18 protein-coding genes, 1 tRNA gene and 2 pseudogenes are annotated in these 17,680 nt (G+C 53.9%); 14 read left to right on the plus strand and 7 right to left on the minus strand.

Translation table 11 applies throughout. The features are described from left to right. Positions 1-36: 36 nt before the first annotated feature. From CBE74_RS16700 to CBE74_RS16725, 6 genes are all read left to right on the plus strand, one after another. Positions 37-579 carry a septum formation initiator family protein gene (locus CBE74_RS16700; protein WP_087453688.1) on the plus strand — a complete coding sequence of 181 codons (543 nt, stop codon included), beginning with the start codon at positions 37-39 and terminating at the stop codon, positions 577-579. Positions 580-642: 63 nt separating this feature from the next. Then, the gene (locus CBE74_RS16705) at positions 643-1,209 is read left to right on the plus strand and encodes a DUF501 domain-containing protein (protein ID WP_087453689.1); all 567 of its coding nucleotides are present in this window, start codon (positions 643-645) and stop codon (positions 1,207-1,209) included. After that, positions 1,206-2,177: a Ppx/GppA phosphatase family protein gene (locus CBE74_RS16710; RefSeq protein WP_087453690.1), complete on the plus strand. Its 972-nt coding sequence runs from the start codon at positions 1,206-1,208 to the stop codon at positions 2,175-2,177. The genes CBE74_RS16705 and CBE74_RS16710 overlap by 4 nt, the downstream gene beginning before the upstream one ends. 53 nt (positions 2,178-2,230) lie before the next feature. Then, a tRNA-Leu gene (locus CBE74_RS16715) sits at positions 2,231-2,304 on the plus strand. A 705-nt stretch (positions 2,305-3,009) separates the two neighbouring features. Then, positions 3,010-4,038 carry a helix-turn-helix domain-containing protein gene (locus CBE74_RS16720; protein WP_087453691.1) on the plus strand — a complete coding sequence of 343 codons (1,029 nt, stop codon included), beginning with the start codon at positions 3,010-3,012 and terminating at the stop codon, positions 4,036-4,038. A 134-nt stretch (positions 4,039-4,172) separates the two neighbouring features. Next, on the plus strand, positions 4,173-4,994 hold the full coding sequence (locus tag CBE74_RS16725; protein WP_087453692.1) for a Bax inhibitor-1/YccA family protein: 822 nt from the start codon (positions 4,173-4,175) through the stop codon (positions 4,992-4,994). Between the two features lie 59 nt (positions 4,995-5,053). Here CBE74_RS16725 and CBE74_RS16730 read toward each other — a convergent pair whose 3' ends face one another. From CBE74_RS16730 to CBE74_RS16740, 3 genes are all read right to left on the minus strand, one after another. Further along, positions 5,054-5,572 carry a hypothetical protein gene (locus CBE74_RS16730; RefSeq protein WP_087453693.1) on the minus strand — a complete coding sequence of 173 codons (519 nt, stop codon included), beginning with the start codon at positions 5,570-5,572 and terminating at the stop codon, positions 5,054-5,056. After that, positions 5,572-6,093 carry a transcription elongation factor GreA gene (greA, locus tag CBE74_RS16735; protein ID WP_087453694.1) on the minus strand — a complete coding sequence of 174 codons (522 nt, stop codon included), beginning with the start codon at positions 6,091-6,093 and terminating at the stop codon, positions 5,572-5,574. The genes CBE74_RS16730 and greA overlap by 1 nt, the downstream gene beginning before the upstream one ends. Positions 6,094-6,362: 269 nt before the next feature. Next, positions 6,363-6,824, minus strand: coding sequence for a DUF4307 domain-containing protein (locus tag CBE74_RS16740; protein ID WP_087453695.1), 462 nt, complete (start codon positions 6,822-6,824; stop codon positions 6,363-6,365). A gap of 212 nt (positions 6,825-7,036) precedes the next feature. On the opposite strand from CBE74_RS16740, the gene mca reads away from it, so the two are divergent. The 4 genes from mca to CBE74_RS16760 all read left to right on the plus strand — a co-directional run bounded on the left by mca (position 7,037) and on the right by CBE74_RS16760 (position 9,919). Continuing rightward, a complete protein-coding gene (gene mca / locus CBE74_RS16745; protein WP_087453696.1) occupies positions 7,037-7,903 on the plus strand; it encodes a mycothiol conjugate amidase Mca in 867 nt (288 codons plus the stop codon). Positions 7,904-8,267: 364 nt separating this feature from the next. Next, entirely contained in the window at positions 8,268-8,555 is a 288-nt protein-coding gene (locus CBE74_RS16750; RefSeq protein WP_087453697.1) for a hypothetical protein, read from the plus strand. A 69-nt stretch (positions 8,556-8,624) separates the two neighbouring features. Further along, positions 8,625-9,422 (plus strand): isoprenyl transferase, encoded by a 798-nt coding sequence (locus tag CBE74_RS16755; protein WP_087453698.1) that lies wholly within the window; start codon positions 8,625-8,627, stop codon positions 9,420-9,422. Next, a complete protein-coding gene (locus tag CBE74_RS16760) occupies positions 9,419-9,919 on the plus strand; it encodes a flavodoxin domain-containing protein (protein ID WP_087453699.1) in 501 nt (166 codons plus the stop codon). Before CBE74_RS16755 ends, CBE74_RS16760 begins: the two co-directional genes overlap by 4 nt. Here CBE74_RS16760 and coaA read toward each other — a convergent pair. Next, positions 9,916-10,842 (minus strand): type I pantothenate kinase, encoded by a 927-nt coding sequence (gene coaA, locus CBE74_RS16765; RefSeq protein WP_087453700.1) that lies wholly within the window; start codon positions 10,840-10,842, stop codon positions 9,916-9,918. The two genes, CBE74_RS16760 and coaA, sit on opposite strands and share 4 nt — an antisense overlap. Before the next feature lie 249 nt (positions 10,843-11,091). Here coaA and glyA point away from each other — a divergent pair, with 249 nt between their 5' ends. Next, on the plus strand, positions 11,092-12,381 hold the full coding sequence (gene glyA, locus CBE74_RS16770) for a serine hydroxymethyltransferase (protein WP_087453701.1): 1,290 nt from the start codon (positions 11,092-11,094) through the stop codon (positions 12,379-12,381). Positions 12,382-12,461: 80 nt separating this feature from the next. On the opposite strand, the pseudogene CBE74_RS16775 reads toward glyA, so the two are convergent. From CBE74_RS16775 to CBE74_RS16785, 3 genes and pseudogenes are all read right to left on the minus strand, one after another. Next, a pseudogene (locus CBE74_RS16775) lies at positions 12,462-14,156 on the minus strand (MDR family MFS transporter). A 70-nt stretch (positions 14,157-14,226) separates the two neighbouring features. Further along, positions 14,227-14,855, minus strand: a pseudogene (locus CBE74_RS16780) (TetR family transcriptional regulator). Positions 14,856-15,123: 268 nt separating this feature from the next. After that, positions 15,124-15,555 carry a DUF5997 family protein gene (locus CBE74_RS16785; protein WP_087453702.1) on the minus strand — a complete coding sequence of 144 codons (432 nt, stop codon included), beginning with the start codon at positions 15,553-15,555 and terminating at the stop codon, positions 15,124-15,126. On the opposite strand from CBE74_RS16785, the gene CBE74_RS16790 reads away from it, so the two are divergent. The 3 genes from CBE74_RS16790 (at position 15,554) to CBE74_RS16800 (ending at position 17,664) form a co-directional block, all read left to right on the plus strand. Continuing rightward, entirely contained in the window at positions 15,554-16,249 is a 696-nt protein-coding gene (locus CBE74_RS16790; RefSeq protein ID WP_087453703.1) for a LysR family transcriptional regulator substrate-binding protein, read from the plus strand. The genes CBE74_RS16785 and CBE74_RS16790 overlap by 2 nt on opposite strands. Before the next feature lie 136 nt (positions 16,250-16,385). Then, positions 16,386-17,024 (plus strand): LGFP repeat-containing protein, encoded by a 639-nt coding sequence (locus CBE74_RS16795; protein WP_087453704.1) that lies wholly within the window; start codon positions 16,386-16,388, stop codon positions 17,022-17,024. Between the two features lie 79 nt (positions 17,025-17,103). After that, a complete protein-coding gene (locus CBE74_RS16800) occupies positions 17,104-17,664 on the plus strand; it encodes a GNAT family N-acetyltransferase (protein WP_087453705.1) in 561 nt (186 codons plus the stop codon). Positions 17,665-17,680 lie beyond the last annotated feature (16 nt).

Raw genomic sequence — 17,680 nt, forward strand, 5'->3', positions numbered from 1 at the left:
CAGTGGATGGCTAGATAGCGCTAGAATGTTGCTCCTATGGTGATCAAGAAAAAGCGTGTGGTTCCGGTAGTGAATCGTCCTGAGCGAACGCGTGGGTTCAAGCTGCCACGCAAGCGTATTCGCCTGCACGCCAGAGGCCTGATCATTGTGGGGATAGTGGTAGTAATCCTTGTCGTCATGATTTTTCGGCCTCTTCACACCTACATGGTGCAACGGGCAGACATTGCGCGCCTTACGTCTTCGATCGAACAGAAACAGCAAAAGAAAAACGATCTGCTCTCGGAATTGGACAAATACAAGTCCGATGCTTATGTCAGGGAACAGGCTCGTACGCGACTCGGTGTGATTGCCCGCGGAGAACGCGCCTACCGAGTGCTGACCCCGGAACTGGAATCCAAGGAACCCATGGGCGGTGGGGAACACACGAACCACAACGATTCGCGCCCATGGTTTGAAAAGCTCTGGGATTCTGTGAGCATTCCGGAAACGCCTGCTGAGGAAACCGGGGAAGCGCATGGTCCAGAAATGCATCTTCCCATCATTCCTACGGAGGCTCCTGCGCCACCTGCAGCGCCTTAAAGCTATGCCGCATTAGGTGATCCAAAATCGGGGTTTCACGTCTGGCGTGAGACAATACACCTTATGAGTGTTTCCCAAGCCGATCTTTCCGTAGTAGCAGAACAACTGGGCCGCATGCCGCGCGGGGTGATAGAAATTTCCTATCACACACCCGATGGGGTTCCTGGGGTCGTGATGACTACGCCTAAGCTTGACGACGGCACCCCATTTCCTACTCTCTACTACCTCACCGAGCCGCGTCTTACTGCAGAAGCATCTCGCCTAGAGGTTGCTCACGTGATGAAGTGGATGACCGATCGTTTAGAAAACGATGAGGAATTGCGTGCTGATTACCTCAAGGCGCATGAGCATTTCTTGGCTAAAAGAAATGCGATTGGGGATTTGGGGACAGATTTCTCTGGTGGCGGCATGCCTGATCGGGTGAAATGCCTGCATGTTCTTATCGCATATGCACTAGCAGAGGGGCCAGAACACTTCAGGCTAGGCACTGAGGCCGTAGCTATGGCTGCTGAGCATGCAGGCCTGCGGGGAAGCGCGATTCCAGAAGATTGGCCAACTTGCGCTGAGCTGGGAATCGATCTTTCAGACTTTGACTTCAGCCATGCAGACGTTCCTGGAGGGGCTCAGTGACCAAGTTTGCCGCTGTTGATTGCGGTACAAACTCAATCAGGCTGCTGATCAGCGAGGTACACAATGGTGTTGCCACCGAGGTATGCCGATTGATGAACATTGTGCGCCTAGGACAAGGCGTCGATGGCACTGGTGAATTAGCTCCAGATGCAATAGAACGCGCTCGGCTGGCGCTTACTCAGTACGTAGAACTCATGCAAGAACACGGTGTGCAAGCCGTGCGTATGGTGGCTACTTCTGCAACTCGGGATGCGCGAAACAAGGATGAATTCTTTGCCATGACCGGTAGCCTCCTAGGCAGGATTACTCCTGGCGCACGGGCTGAAGTGATTACTGGGGAAGAAGAAGCTTCCTTGTCTTTCCGTGGGGCGGTTGCCGATCTTGATGGTGAATCTGGGCCATTGTGTGTGATCGACCTGGGTGGGGGATCTACCGAATTTATTGTCGGGGAGTCGGACGGCGAGATTTATGGTTCCCATTCTGCTCAAATGGGGTGCGTACGGCTTACGGAGCGCATTATGCGAGCAGACCCTCCTACGGATACAGAGATCGAAATAGCTCGTGATTACGTGGCTGAACGTATTGCGCAGGTAGAGAAAATCGTCCCTGTTGAGAAAGCCTCTACATTTGTGGGGTGTGCGGGGACCTTCACCACCCTTGCGGCAATGGCACTGGGGCTAGAGTCTTATGATCCTGCGGCGATCCATGACGCTCGACTGCGTTTGGACGCGCTTCAGGTGATAACGGCGCAGCTAATTGCGGAAACATCTGCTCAACGGGCAGCACATCCTGTGATGCACCCTGGGCGTGCGGATGTGATCGCGGGCGGCGCTGTAGTCGTGGATGGCATTTTGGACATGATCCGTTGCAAGACTGATTCTGACCGAATTGTTATTTCTGAAAAAGATATTCTGGATGGCATCATCGCTGGATTAGCAGAGACGTATGAACAGGCGCCCCCGGCTTGAGAACCTAGGTTTTGAGTACGTGCCACATTCGGTCTAAACTAAGCAGGTGCGTTGCCCCCATAGCCCAATCGGCAGAGGCAGTCGACTTAAAATCGATGCAGTCTGGGTTCGAGTCCCAGTGGGGGCACAGCAGGAGCATCCCAGTCGCGAACTATTTTGCTGGGATGCTCTTTTTTGCGTTGTGGGGTGGGGGCGGGAGCGCAAAAAGGTTGGGAAATCGATTGCAAGGAAATACACAGCGGATTGGCAGCTGTACCCGAGGGGTTTGCAAGGGATCGGTTTTAGCATGAAGTCATCGAAAAGGAGTAGGGCCATCAACTTTGGGTCTACATAAAAAAATCGGTACTTACCATCCTTGAAAGGCAGAGCTATGACTTACGACAACGTGCGATTCCAACCTTCAGTTGCGGCGAAAAAGGAGTCTTTTGATAGCGCTGTATATCATCTCGGCGTGATCGACCCTTATGCTGATTCCTCGTGGACGTACATCCTGGAAAATCGTGGTGAGCGACATACGGGAGTTACTTCGTTGAGACCTCTTTCGTATGAAAGTTCACATAGGAAGTCTCGACTTACCGCCTAGGAAACTGGCTTGATGTTCTCTCTTGCCACCGGCACTGTGATGTGTTCGGTGGTTTTATTTTTGTGTGAAGTATGTTTCTCTATCAACCCATGGAAGTATGCTTAGGGAAACCTATGTTGTACGATGTGGCATAAAGGCGTCTTTATGGGGCTATGGAAAAGATGGAAAATATCGAGGAAAAACATCACGTATCGCGTGTAGTTTTTATTTTTCTTGGTAATTGATGACGTGCGAAAAGCATTGCACTTTATGTCACATGCGGCAGAAAGGGTTGGCGTGACTTCCCATACTTCTAAGTTCGGTAGCACCGTATTACTTTGGTGCGATCAGGGCACTGCGACTGTCAACGCGCCGGATCGGGTAGTTACAGTGATGGCAGGAGACCTCGTGGTAGCCCCAGTAGGCGCTTTTGTCTCGGGGCACGGCGTGGTACTGCCTATCACCTTCCCGGGCTTCCATTTCCAAGGAAATACGAGGCGAGTGCACTTAGGGTCCCGTTGGTCTCATCGTATGGTGTACGAGTTTGCTCGGAGTTTGATGGGCGAGGAGAACTTGTCTCCGGAGATTGCAAGCCTTTTTAGCGAACGCGCATGCCCGCCCCCTGCTCCGCAGGCCGGTGCTGCAAAAATGGTTGCTCAACTGCTTGTTGCTAACCCGGCTGATCAAACTTCGCTTGTCTCATTTGCTCAGCGCTTCCACGTGAGCTCGCGAACATTACAGCGCCAATTCCTGCAGGGAACCGGCTTTACTTTTAGCGAGTGGCGCGCGGCTCATCGGGTTTCTGTTGCAGCCACCCTTCTTCCTCACGATTTTACGATTTCCGTGGTCGCAAACTTGGTGGGATTCAGTGCAACCTCGTCGTTGACGCGGGCTTTTAGAAGACATACCGGGTTAACCCCGTCTGCTTTTACCGGCAGTGCAACAGGGATGGGAAGCGTAGGGGAGCCGCCACACATTCCTGCTACAACGACCTTTGCTCGTGCTGAGCAGGATCTAGCATTGTGGATCTATAAAGGAACCGCCACCGTGACTACTCCTGGATATTGCCGCTTTGTAGGCATGGGCGAAACCGTAACTATTCCGTCCGATACGCATACCCGAGTTGATGTTGCAGCAGGCTCGATAGCTCTTCCGATTCCGTTGGCACACGCACATGACGGACTCACGCTCATGGATGCATTACAGTATTGCTCAAATCCGGCGACCACGGCGGAATTGCGTCCACTTGCAGCAAGCGAGAGGGTTGCTGCAGAAAAGCTTTTGATTCCCAGCTCGTAGTTGTTCCTATTGGGAAGCTTCGCGGGAAGATATGTGTGAGGCATTTTTTTAATTACGGGAACAAAAGTGTTACCTGTATCGTTTCTAGGTAGTACACAGAAAACGAATCGGTGCGAAAGGAAAAGTGTCGCCCCATGCGCAGCAGCAATCCGGTCTTAAATTCTCTGACGGGTTCCCGCCAACGACAGACCCCGGCGGGCTACCAGCAGCAGATTGATAACCCCTACGGAGGATATGGTTACAACCAGCTTGAGCCACAGGTCAATGACCGTCCTATGACGGTGGATGATGTGGTTTCCAAGACTGGAATCACTCTCGGAGTGATCATCGCTTTTGCGATCATTAACTTCGGAATCGCACAGGTGAACCCTGGCATCGCGCTGATGCTGACGGGTGTCGGCGCCATCGGCGGCCTGATCACCGTTCTGATCTCTTCCTTTGGCCGTAAGTTCGGCTCTGCACCCATCACCTTGACCTATGCGGCATTTGAAGGGTTGTTCGTAGGCGGTATCTCCCTTGTCTTGTCCGGCTGGCTTGTTGGCGGACAAAACGCTGGAACCTTGATCGGTCAGGCAGTGCTGGGCACCGTTGGCGTTTTCCTTGGAATGCTGTACGTGTACAAGACAGGCGCAGTGAAAGTTACGCCTAAGTTCAACCGAATCCTCACCTCCTGCATCATCGGTGTTCTAGTCCTTGTAGTGGGCAACCTAGTGTTGAGCCTCTTTGGGGTGAGCCTCGGGCTTTATAGCGGTGGCCCTATCGCCATTATCTTCTCGCTCGTGTGCATCGGGCTAGCGGCAATGAGCTTCTTGCAGGATTTCGATATCGCTGATCGCCTTATCCGCCAGGGGGCTCCCTCCAAGAACGCATGGGGTGTGGCACTCGGCCTGGCTGTGACGTTGGTTTGGTTGTACACAGAGATTCTTCGCCTCTTGAGCTACTTCAACCAGAGGTAATAAGGTACAAATTTTACAAGGTGGTTGTTTCCCTAGGGAAGCAACCACCTTTTTTCGTGCTACAAAAGGACCATTCTGCCATCGATATACACATAGGCGAAAACAATAGCTTCAGCGCTTTGCAGTGGGTTGTTAAGAACCACTGTTACGGGGGAGCGCGTATTTTCTGCTTTCTTTTCTCTGAATCCAGTGCCCACGGCCCCGGAAGCGTTCCATGAAGACCACGTGATGTCAACGACACGGTCATTTTTATCGGTGCACGATAAGGAGACTTTGCGAGGCTTAGTGGTCGGCGAGCCGACACAGTCGATGAACGACGGAACCTCGCCAGGCGCTAGGAGAGGAGGGGTGGGAGAGAGGAAGGGGGCGCTGGTCACTGCCTCCCCAGAATCCGAGGAGCTACGGGTGGGTGACGGTTGGGCGGCTGGTGGCGTCGTCACGCTCGCAGCTAAGCGTGCGCTTGTGGCGGTAGCAACCTTTTTAGTTGAGTCCACGTGAGACGCAGGCGTGCACGCTAGCGCAGAAAGGCAAAAGCCCGCTGCGATAAAGGAATAAAAGCAGCGGGCGATACGGCGCATTAGTTTTTGCGCATGGTAGCGGCCTTGGTGGAATCATAAGGCTCTGCGGTAACCACGGTCACCGTGATGGTCTTGCCATTGGGAGCAGTGTACTCGCGAGTCTCACCCTCCTTGGCGCCGATCACTGCAGCACCGAGAGGGGACTGCTCGGAGAAGGTCTCCAGGTCCTTGTTGTCAGAGGCTGCTGCACGGGTACCGATGAGGAAGGTCTCTTTGTCGTCCTTATCGCCGTTGTAGTAGACATGTACCACGGAACCAATGTGAGCGACACCCTCGACGATTCCTACGCGCTCGGTGGTGGAGTTGGCGAGGATCTCAGAAATCTGCTTAATGCGAGCTTCTTCCTGATCCTGCATTTCGCGCGCAGCGTCGTAGCCGGCGTTTTCCTTGAGGTCGCCTTCCTCGCGACGCTCGTTGATCTCAGCTGCGACCTCGGGGCGGTGTGCAATAAGTGCATTGAGCTCTTCTTCGAGCTTAGCCTTGGTTTCCGGGGTGATGTACTGCTTTTGGTTTTCGGCCATAATCCGTATCCCTCTACACGTTGGTAATCGAGGCAATCCGCAGTGCAAATCAATGGCGATGAAAAGCTTAAGAGGCGAAAATACGCATCAAGATACTCTTCTATTGCCATGATGATGGCCCCGAATAAAAGAATTTACGTGCGGCTTGGCACGGCAACACTTACGTTTCGGGGCCGAATCACGCGGATAGCGTGCTTTTGCAGGGATTCTACCACAGATGCTTTAGCTGAGAGAGCACACTCAGGGGCTGTGCGTAGCCCTTGATGTGGTTAGCTACGGTGCAGGTAGAAAGGGATGGAAGAGCTACAGCCATAGAGATTGCCGGATACAGCGCCCTTGGAAGTCTTGATGGGGACGTCGATGCGCTGAGTTTTATCGCCTCCGCTGGGCAAGAAGAACTCGCGGCGCCCGACCTCGGCCATCTCGTAGTCCAGAGCCGTGACAATGCAGTAATGATCGACGGAAGTATCGTCCCTGGTTACGTCGACAGTGAGCGCAAAATTATTGTCGTCGACCTGCATAACATTGGCGATCTGCCCGGAAATTTTTGTCTGGCGATTTTTCTGCACAAACTTGATCAGCGCAACAGCGATGGCAGCGGCGATGACCAGGATCAGGACGACAAGGAGCTTCCCGCTTAACGTAGATGTTTTTTGTGGTTTGTGCGGACCCGAGTAACGAGTGCGTGCGGTAGTGCTCTTGCTTGACGACGAAGACTCTTGCGGTGCCATCTCTTACGCTCCTCGGTGAGATCATGTACCCGTCATCTCGCTTATTGCCTTAACACCTGCGGCGAAGTGAGGGTAGCGTCGGCGCCTTGTCGACGCCTCCTGTGCACAGATCATAGTATCCGATCAGCAACCGCCTCCTGTACCAGCAACTCCGACTAAACTGCGGCTTTATAGTTGAAGGACAAAAGACTAGCTAGGAAAGGACCACTCCCATGCGCGGATTGCGTCTTCTCGCCATACACGCCCATCCCGACGATGAGGCCAGCAAAGGTGCTGCCACGATGGCTAAGTACGCCGCTGAAGGTTGTGACGTACTCGTTTTAACCTGCACGGGTGGCGAGCGGGGAGACATCCTTAATCCGGCTATGGATAAGCCAGGAATCCTAGAAAATATGGCTCAGGTACGCAGGCAGGAGATGGCGGAGTCGATTCGCGCCATAGGGGCGCAACACCTTTGGCTGGGTTACGTGGACTCAGGTTTACCTGAAGGAGATCCGCTGCCTGCGCTGCCACCAGGATGCTTTGCGCTCGCTGACACCGAGGAAGTGACGGATAAGGTCGTCGCCGTGATCCGAGAGTTCCAGCCACACGTGATCATTACCTACGATGAAAATGGCGGTTACCCGCACCCAGATCACCTTAAAGTCCATGAAGTATCGCTGCTTGCGTGGGACCGATCGGGGCAGGCGTCTTATAAGCCAGAGCTTGGGGCTGCGTGGGAACCGCTCAAGTTGTATTACACGCATGGGTTTATCCGCCAACGGATGCAAATGTTCCACAACGTGCTCATTGAGAAAGGGAAAGAGAGCCCTTACGTGGACATGCTGGAGCGGTGGCAGGTTCATCGCGCGGACATTATGGTGCGAGTGACCACCCAAATCCGATGCGAGGATTACTTTGAGCATCGCGACGCCGCCCTGCGCGCGCATGCCACGCAGATTGATCCCGCAGGGGCTTTCTTTGGTACCCCGGTGGCGGATCAGCAGCGGTTATGGCCTACAGAGGAATTTGAGCTGGCAAAAACACGAGTGACCACCGCTATCCCAGAGAATGACCTTTTCGCTGGAATTGGTCGATAATAGCGGGACCGCAGAGTGCGCGTAGCGTGTAAACGGATTGTTGGTTAACTCACAGCCGGGCACATCCGCCGTGAGTGGCTGGGGCTGATCGTTTAAGTTTTCGCCGTGGCCTGCATGTTTAGCTAGCTCATGTGACCTGCGCTGACACGGCTTGAATGATCAGAGCAAGCGCGGGGCCTTGTTTACTCAAAGTGCGTTTTCCATGAAAGTGAGTCCGCGCTAGAATTTATCAGTTCCCCTGTAGCGCAGCATTGCCGGCATATGGGAACGCGTATGTTGAAGTAATGCAGAAAGATCCTCATCGGATGTACTTGGTGAGGGTGACGTGACAGTGACTGACAGTGACTATGAGGAGAACTCTTAGATGAATACGGTTGATCCAGCCAATGCGATCACCTACCTCGCTCAAACCATCACTGGTCCGGTGGGTTCTGAGTTTGGAAAAGCCTCCCCAATTGGATGGTTTGTGCTGATTGCGTTGCTCATTGCTGTGCTCTACATCGGCTGGGCGTTTCGACGCCGCTATACGCGCCTTCATCGGCGCCGCTTATTCGCAGAAGCGCAGGGAATCGACCTTTTTGATACCGAGACGCTGGATAAGGCTATGGCCGATGCCGGAGTTCTTGATCGTGGGAAGAAGTACTGGTTCTAAGCCGGCACACTGTCGGTGGTGCGCTACTGGCTTAGATGGCGCCCTTGTATACGAAGGTGGAGCAACAAGATGAAAGAGACCCTCACATCGCCACTTAAGTCGGCGCTACAGGTGGTGCTCTACCCATTTTATGAGAAGCGCTTACTAGGAGAGATCGCAGGTGCTAAGCAGCCCTCGCACGTTGCCATCATGTGCGATGGTAACCGCAGGTGGGCACGCGAGGCTGGGTTCGCCGACGTGACCCATGGGCATCGTGTAGGCGCTAAAAAAGTCGGTGAAATGGTCCGATGGTGTAAAGACACCGATGTGGAGCTGGTGACGGTCTATCTGCTTTCCACGGAGAATTTGGGCCGGGCCAGCGATGAGCTCGACATGCTCTTTGACATCATCGGGGACGTGGTGGACGAGCTTGCAGACCCAGAAACCAACTGTAGGCTCCGCCTGGTGGGGCACCTAGACCTACTTCCGCCGGAAGTCGCGGAACGCATGAACTACGCACAGGAAAAGACCGCCCACAACACAGGCGTGGCCGTCAATGTCGCGGTAGGTTATGGCGGTCGCCAAGAGATCGTAGACGCAGTACGCGAGCTGATTTCCGGCGAGTTCGAGTCCGGCACCACGGCGGAAAAAATAGCCGACAAAGTCACCGTGGAGTCTATCTCTAAGCACCTCTATACCTCGGGACAGCCCGATCCCGATTTAGTTATTCGCACCTCCGGGGAGCAGCGATTGTCTGGATTCCTCCTGTGGCAAGCTGCGTATTCGGAGATTTGGTTTACAGACACGTACTGGCCGGCGTTTCGACGTCTTGATTTTCTCCGTGCGCTCAGGGAATACTCCAAGCGAAGCCGCAGGTTTGGCAAATGATCCACGTCAGGTTCCATTCCGTGTATGGCTCAACCAAATACTATGCGGAATCACTAGCCCAGTCGGTGGATGCCCTGAGCATCGCTGTGCTCGACGTCCCCATTCCTAGCGACGGACGCCCTGTGGTGATTCTCAGCCCGGTTCATGGCCCGAGCATCGCCGGTATCAAAGTCGCGCAGCAATACCATGAAACCCACCCGGTCGCGCTCGTAGCGGTAGGGATGACGCTTCTCGACGCAGCCCAGAAACGCGATCAAATGCGAAGCTCTGCCCCTGAAGACTGCGCGCGTTTTTATCTCCCGGGTAGGTTGGACTATTCACAGCTCAGTTCTGCTCATAGGGCAGCAATGGCATCGCTTGTGGCATTGCTCAAGGCTAAGCCACTGAAGAACGCGAATGATAAGAACATCATTGCTGGGTATAACAAGGTTGTGGATCGGGTGGACGTCGATAAGCTACAACCCGTCATCCAATGGGCGCGTAACGCAGCTTCCTAGATTTTCCGCATTCTTACGCGGCGCACCTTGTGGTTGGAGTCTTTCCCAAGCACCAAGGAGGCGCGCACCCGCGTAGGAAGGATGTGCTCGACCAAGTTGGGGAGGTTGATGGTCTGCCAGATCATGCGAGCCTCGTTGACCGCCGCAGTGTCCGACATGTCTGCGTAATGGGAGAAGTGCGCGTTGGGGGCGCGGAATGCTGATTGGCGCAGGTGAAGGAATCGATCGATGTACCATCTCTCGATGTCTTCGATGGCGGCATCTACGTACACACTAAAGTCGAAAAGATCGCTGACCGATAGCGTTGGGCCAGTTTGGAGTACGTTGAGCCCCTCCAAAATTAAAATATCTGGCTGGCAGATCGTGGCCACCTGGTTTTCCACTCTGTTATACAGCGTGTGGGAGTAAACGGGGGCCGTAACGTGGTGCTTTCCGGATTTTACGTCGGTGACAAAGCGCAGCAGCGCGCGTTGATCGTAGCTTTCCGGATACCCCTTCCTACCCAAGATCCCGCGTTTTTTCAGCTCATCCGTGGGATAAAGAAAACCATCTGTGGTGACCAGATCGACTCGCGGATGCTCTTCCCATCGTTGCAGAAGCACCTGGAGCAGGCGTGCCGTGGTGGATTTTCCTACAGCAACAGAACCCGCAACCCCGATAATGAAGGGGACATGGGCGGCCTCTTCCCCTAGGAAGGTTTCAGTTGCCGCAGTCAGCTCTTGGCGCGCTTGAACCTGTAGATGGATAAGACGGCTCAGCGGCAGATAAACTTCTGCCACTTCTTCCAGATCAATGTTTTCACCGATTCCTCGTAGCTCAACGACCTCTTCCTCGGTGAGAACCTGGGGCATAGACATACGGAGGTGTCGCCAGGAATCGCGGTCGAAGTCAAGGTATGGGCTGGAATCTTTCGGGCGAGCCATGAGATCTATTGTGCATGGCGGTGCGTGCCTCCCCGAAATTGGTGGGGGCGGAATCTCAAAGTGTGTTCATTTGCACATAGCAGAGTCTATGACTGCGGGGGTGCGATAAAGCCAAGGCCGCGGCTGCTTTTCTAGCCGAAATCTGTTGTGCGTCTAGTGATTAGTTAGAATTACTCGCGTAGTGCCCCTACCGGCCACACTATGCGCTGTTGGTCGGCTACATAATGAGAAAGGTGAAGTGGTCCAGCAATGACAGATGACATCCGCAACCAGTCGCTGAGCGAATTGGATCCCGAAGTTGCAGGTGCTATCGCAGGCGAGCTTGATCGCCAGCGATCCACCCTTGAGATGATCGCTTCTGAGAATTTTGTGCCGCGTGTGGTTTTGCAGGCACAAGGCTCCGTATTTACTAATAAATACGCAGAAGGCTACCCCGGCCGCCGCTACTACGGCGGCTGTGAGAACGCGGATATCGTAGAAGACCTGGCACGCAATCGTGCAAAAGAGGTCTTTGGTGCGGAATTTGCAAATGTTCAGCCGCACGCAGGTGCACAGGCAAATGCCGCTGTGCTCATGGCGTTGGCTAACCCAGGCGACAAAATTATGGGGCTGTCGCTGGCACACGGTGGGCACCTGACCCACGGTATGCACCTGAACTTCTCCGGCAAGCTTTATGAGGTTGCCGCATATGAGGTTGACCCCGAGACATTCCGGGTTGATATGGATAAGGTGCGGGAACAAGCACTGGCGGAGAAGCCACAGGTGTTGATCGCTGGTTGGTCCGCGTACCCACGTCAGCAGGATTTCGAGGCATTTCGTTCGATCGCGGATGAGGTCGGTGCCAAGCTGTGGGTGGATATGGCTCACTTTGCTGGACTTGTTGCAGCTGACCTGCACCCAAGCCCGGTTCCTTATGCAGACGTTGTTTCTACTACGGTGCATAAGACCCTAGGTGGCCCGCGTTCGGGCATGATCCTGGCTAAGCAGGAGTATGCGAAGAAACTCAACTCTGCAGTTTTCCCAGGCCAGCAGGGTGGCCCTCTCATGCATGCTATTGCTGCCAAGGCTGTGGCCATGAAGATTGCTGCTACCGAGGAATTCAAGAACCGTCAAGAGCGCACTCTTGAGGGCGCAAAGCTCATCGCTGAGCGCCTTGTTTCCGCCGACTGCAAGGCCGCAGGCGTGGACGTTTTGACCGGTGGTACCGACGTTCACTTGGTCCTGGTGGATCTGCGTAACTCCCAGATGGACGGACAACAAGCAGAGGATCTTCTGCACGAGGTGGGCATTACGGTGAACCGCAATGCTGTCCCGTTTGACCCTCGTCCACCAATGGTCACTTCCGGTTTGCGCATTGGTACTCCGGCACTGGCGACCCGTGGCTTTGATACCGCTGGCTTTAGCGAGGTTGCGGATATCATCGGTACGGCGCTGGCTCAGGGCGCAAACGCCAACGTCGCTGAGCTGCGGGCGCGGGTGACCAAGCTCGCCGAGCAGTACCCACTTTATGAGGGCCTCGAGGACTGGAAGCTGCTGTAATCCGCCCGAGGTAATACGAGAAAGCCCCCGGCACCGCGCGTCTTTGTGACGCTGGTGTCGGGGGCTTAAACGTTGAGATTTTAGGCCGTGGTGGCCGGCGAATCGGATGCAGGCTCTTCTGGTTCGGTCACTGCATCGGGATTATGAGGCTGCTGCGAGATGGTGGTGTCGCGAAGCTTTTCATGTTTGATGAGTGATACTAGGATGAGCGCCAGAATCACGATCGGCATGAGAATCACAAAGACCGGAGTAAGCGCATCGTTGTAAGAAGAAACGAAAGCATCGTGCACAGGCCCAGGCAATTGGTGCACAAGCGCGGGGGTGATTTCATTGGAGTCCAGTCCGCCTTGCGCAGCCATAGCTTGTTGCTGCTCAGGAGGAAGCTGCTGGATAGCTCCCGGAAGACGCTCAGCCATGAGCGAGGAAAGGTTTCCTACAAAGATGCCGCCGACAAGGGCAGAACCCAAGGAAGCGCCGATTTGTCGGAAGAAATTGTTCACGGCGGTTACGGAGCCAACGACCTCCATCGGGAGCGTATTCTGCACGATGAGAACCAGGACTTGCATGGAGAATCCCAAGCCAACGCCGAGGATGAAGAGGTAAAGGCCGATCTGCCAGAGGGAGATATCGGTGTGAAGCGTGTGGAACAGCGCGAGTGCGCCGAGCGTGACCAGCATGCCGATGATGGGGAAGTGGCGGTACTTTCCAGTTTTGGCGATGCGTGTACCAGACCAAATAGAAAGTCCCATCATGGGGATCATCATGTATCCAGCCTCGGTTGCAGAGATGCCGGAGACCATCTGCATGTACGTAGGAAGGTAGCCTAGAACACCAAACATGGTGATTCCTAGGACCAAGCCGGCAGCTGTGGTCAGCGCGAAGTTACGGTTGGTGAAGAACGAGAGCGGGATGAGCGGATCAGTTGCCTTGAGATCGACGAGAACGAGCAGCCCCGCAGAAACCACCGTAGTGATAATCAGGCCGATGATCAGTGGATCGGACCACTCATATTGAGAGCCGCCCCAGGTGGTCACCAGTATCAGGGAAACCGTAGCGATGATCATTAAGATGGTTCCCAGGTAATCCCACGTAAAAGGCTTCTTTTCATGGGTTGGGATGCGGAGGAAGTAGATCGCAATAGCAACTGCGATTGCACCGAGGGGGAGATTCATCCAGAAGGCCCAGCGCCAACCGATGCCTTCAGTAAACCAGCCGCCTAGGAGGGGGCCGAGGACAGCGGAGAGGCCGAAGATTCCACCCATCCATCCCATATAACGGCCGCGTTCACGGGCGGGGATGATGTCGGCGATGATCGCTTGAGAAAGGATCATGAGTCCGCCGCCGCCGATACCTTGGATTGCGCGTCCGGTGATCAGCATGGTCATGGTATTGGCCATGCCACCAAAGATAGAGCCGATGAGGAAGATGATGAGGGCTCCGATGAAGAGCCCTTTACGGCCGATGATGTCTCCAAGTTCGCCGTAGATCGGCAACATGACGGTCTCTCAGACCATGTAGGCAGTAATAACCCACATCATGTGGTCTACGCCGCCTATTTCACCGACGATGGTAGGAAGTGCGGTGGAGAAGATCATTTGGTCCAGGCTGGAAAGCAGCATGGAGACCATGAGTGCAGAGAGCACCCACCAGGCGCGCTTTTGTTCCTCGGGAGTCATGCTCGATTTCCGCTTTGCTTTGGGTGTGGCGCGGCGTCGTGAACCTTTGCGTTTTTCTTGCTTTTCGACGTCCACCGATTCGGTGTCAACGGTGTTCATGGGGAAGTCCTAATAAAGTATTGAAGAGGGGCGTCTTGATGCGGGCTGGCAAGACGTACAATGAGGGGAGTTAGGGGGTCGCTCGGAAAACATCGTGGAATGCGGAGAACATTCCTTCGCAGGCCTCGCGGAGCTGCTGCGGTGAGGGATAGTCGTTATTAAAAGACTGGAATCCGAGTTTGATGGTGGTGAAGGCGATTCCGCAGAGCACTGTGGCCTCGCGTTTTTCTTCGAGCTTTGTTTTCCTCGCAGCCGGGTGGGTGCAAGGATACTTGGTAATGAGTTTTTCCAACTCGGAATTTATCTGGTGGAATCGCCCAAAGTGCTGTTGCATGAGCGCGGGGTCTTTCTCCCAGATCTCCCTGCGACGCTTTTGTATGGAAGCAGAAAAATATTCATCACGAGTGGGATCAAAGATGAGCTTCACCAACATATTGAGGACTGCGTTGGGGAGGTTCTCGTGTTCAGTTGAGAGGAACGCTTCCTTTTCCTGCGGCGTAGGTTTTCGTGGACCTGTGCCTAGGACAGCATCGTCTTTTGTTGCGAAGTAGTTGAAAAATGTCCGCTTGGACACTCCGACCGGCTCGCACATTTCCTCGACAGTGACGTTGGAAAAACCACGTTCTAGTACAAGGCGCGTTGCGATGTCTTCGATAGCTTGATGAGTACGTATTTTTTTACTTTTCTGTGGGATTCCATCGGTACGGCACGGTTCCCGCAGGCGTTTCTATTGATTCTCGCCACAGAATGTGAGAATACGCCCGAAACTGCACAACGTGCAAAAATTCATTAAGTGAATTTGTCGAAGAAAAGCAGCTTTGGTGACATGTCACACTTCTTGTTGGTATTTAATGTCGAAATGCTGAATAAAGGCAGGTAGGGGCGCTGTTGGAAAATTAAAAACGGCTGAAAACCGGGTAAGGTTACCCATTTTCAGCCGTCGGTACGAGCAGGGAAACCGTGGAGGCTAGTCCCGGTTGTTGTTATCCTCATCGTTTGAGGTTGCATTGTTGTTGGACTCATTGCGCGAGTCAGCCAGGGCAGTGCGTGCAGCACGCAACCACTCCGGTTGATTTTCCAAGAGTTCCTTGATGTCCGCGGTGGTCAAAGCCTTATCCATATCATTGCGCTTAAGCGCGGTGATGGTGACACCGAGTTTTTGCGCGACAACTGGACGTGGGTGTGGCCCCGTGCGGCGCAATTCTTGCAGCCACTCAGGGGGATTGCTCTGAAGTGCCACGAACTCATCATGAGTGAGAGCGTTAGCTTGGAACTCCTCTGGAGTGGCGGGGAAATAGATGCCCAACTTCTTCGCAGCGGTCTGTGGCTTCATTGCTATGCCAGACGGCTTGCGTACAGATTCTTCATTCACGCATTCAACGGTAGCATTGTTTTCCATGATGAGCTTAAGTTTTGTCATTGGTACCGAGCCAGACAAGTGGCTGCGCCGATTCGACGATCGCACACAGTACGGCGGAATCCATAGCGCTGCCTCGCCTGATCCCGTGACACAACTGCTCGAAGACTCCGCGGATATAGCCCTGGTAAGGCTGCCTGATTCTCGCATCGACGGCAGCCCGGATCTCCACGTGGTGCGGTTATATCAAGAAAGCATGGGGATAGCTCTGCCCAAAGAGCACACGCTCACGCTTCTGGATAAGCTTTCCGACGCAGACCTGGAAGGCGAGATCTGTAATTACCGCATCGGTAATGCCTTGGAACTGGACATCGATGAACTGCGCTCTGCCTTGCAAGTGGTGGCTGCAAACGTTGGCTACGTCATCGCGCCTCGCCCGCTTATCAAGGCTATGAGCGGAAAACTCATAGAGCACCGGGACTTCACCTCTCCTACTCACGTGGGACAGACGTGCATAGCTTTGACATGGAAGAAAGACCGCGATGCCGAGGACATTCAAGATTTTGTGGGAATTGCCAAAGGCAGAAAGCTCAACTCCTCCCGCCAATCAGGCGAAAAGAAGCTTAGTGCCCGGGAGAAGAGATTGGCCAAACAACAACGCAGAGAAGCCGACAAGAAATCAAAGGTGCAACGACCGAAGATGGGGCGAAAAACGAAGCCACGTGGGCGTCGATAAGGCGCCACAAAGAGATAACCATCGGGTCTCGATCTGTTAACGATTGGCGTGAGTGGTTGCTAAAAAGGGTGACTCGCATTCACAATCGGCGACGCAGTATGTTCGCATGACGGCCTAACACACAGAGGGTGATTCTATGTCTCAAGACAGTCTGCTAGCGAGGAAAGGGGCAAAAGCCTTAGCAGCTGGCCTAGTCCTTGCTATGGGGCTCTCTGCATGCTCATCCGCAACGAATAAGGCTAGTAATGCGGGGCCAGCGTCAAGCTCTTTACTTCCTACCGACGCGCAGCCTCACGATACGGTTTCCGCTGATGCGCCCTCGGAATCGGGAAACTCAGTGGAAAGCACAGCCGGCGCCTCTAAATCGCTTTCTCAGCTTGCAGATTTTCCTCAAGGCGACGATGACAGCGCCTTAACCCAATTCTTCCTACCCAACGGAACCGCCATACAGATTCCCTCAGAGTTGGTGGAAAAAATAGGTAAAGCCCGGAACTTTGGGCCACTCACGGGTGTAGAACACGTTGGCGAGGGTGCATATATGGCCTCATTCGAGGGCGGAAAATACCTCGTCTATAAAAACGGTGACGTTGAGCCCGTGATCGGGAAAATTGCGGAAACGTGGATCGCACGCGGCGGCGTGAACTCTGATCTCGGGGCACCGCTCGACGACGAGGAAGCTATTTCCCGGGGCTGGAGTCAAACATTTGAAAAAGGCATCATCTCATGGATCCGGGATGAAAAAGGGAAATATTCAGCAGAAATACGGAAGAAATAAGAGTCCCAAGCACCACGATCCCTAAGGAAGCTGACATACCGAGTGGCTAACGAGGGCCCGATTAGACAGAATTGAACACATGCACACAAAGGATTTCTATATCCGGCCATTGCGTCGGACAGACTTTGGGCAGGTTCAACAAATCTATCTCCTCGGGTTGAACACTGGACATGCCTCCTATGAAATTGAGGCACCCAGTTGGGAAAAGTTCTCGGGCACTAAGATTCCCGAGACACTTTTTGTTGCCGTAGACGCGGAAGACGACTCGAAGATCCTAGGTTGGGTATCCGCGGCTCCCATCTCCTCACGCTCCGTATTCCGCGGGGTCGTGGAAGATTCGATCTACATTCATCCGGAAGCCAGGGGACGCGGGGTTGCCGGAGCGCTCCTAGATAAGCTTATCGACGTGTGCCAAGGACTAGGAATGTGGTCCATTCATTCATGGATTTTCCCAGAAAATGAAGGTTCTGCTCGGTTACATGAATCCCGAGGATTTGAAAAAGTGGGGACCTTAGGACATTTGGCAAAGATGACGTACGGCGAAATGGCGGGGCAATGGCGTGACACCGATATTTGGGAGAAACTGCTTCCCAAGCCGGAAATAGATGATCACACTGCCGCTGCATTAGACCTCAGCTAAGACGATAAAAAGGTTG

It is taken from the genome of Corynebacterium silvaticum (genome assembly GCF_002162115.2).
In the GTDB taxonomy this organism is placed as follows: domain Bacteria; phylum Actinomycetota; class Actinomycetes; order Mycobacteriales; family Mycobacteriaceae; genus Corynebacterium; species Corynebacterium silvaticum.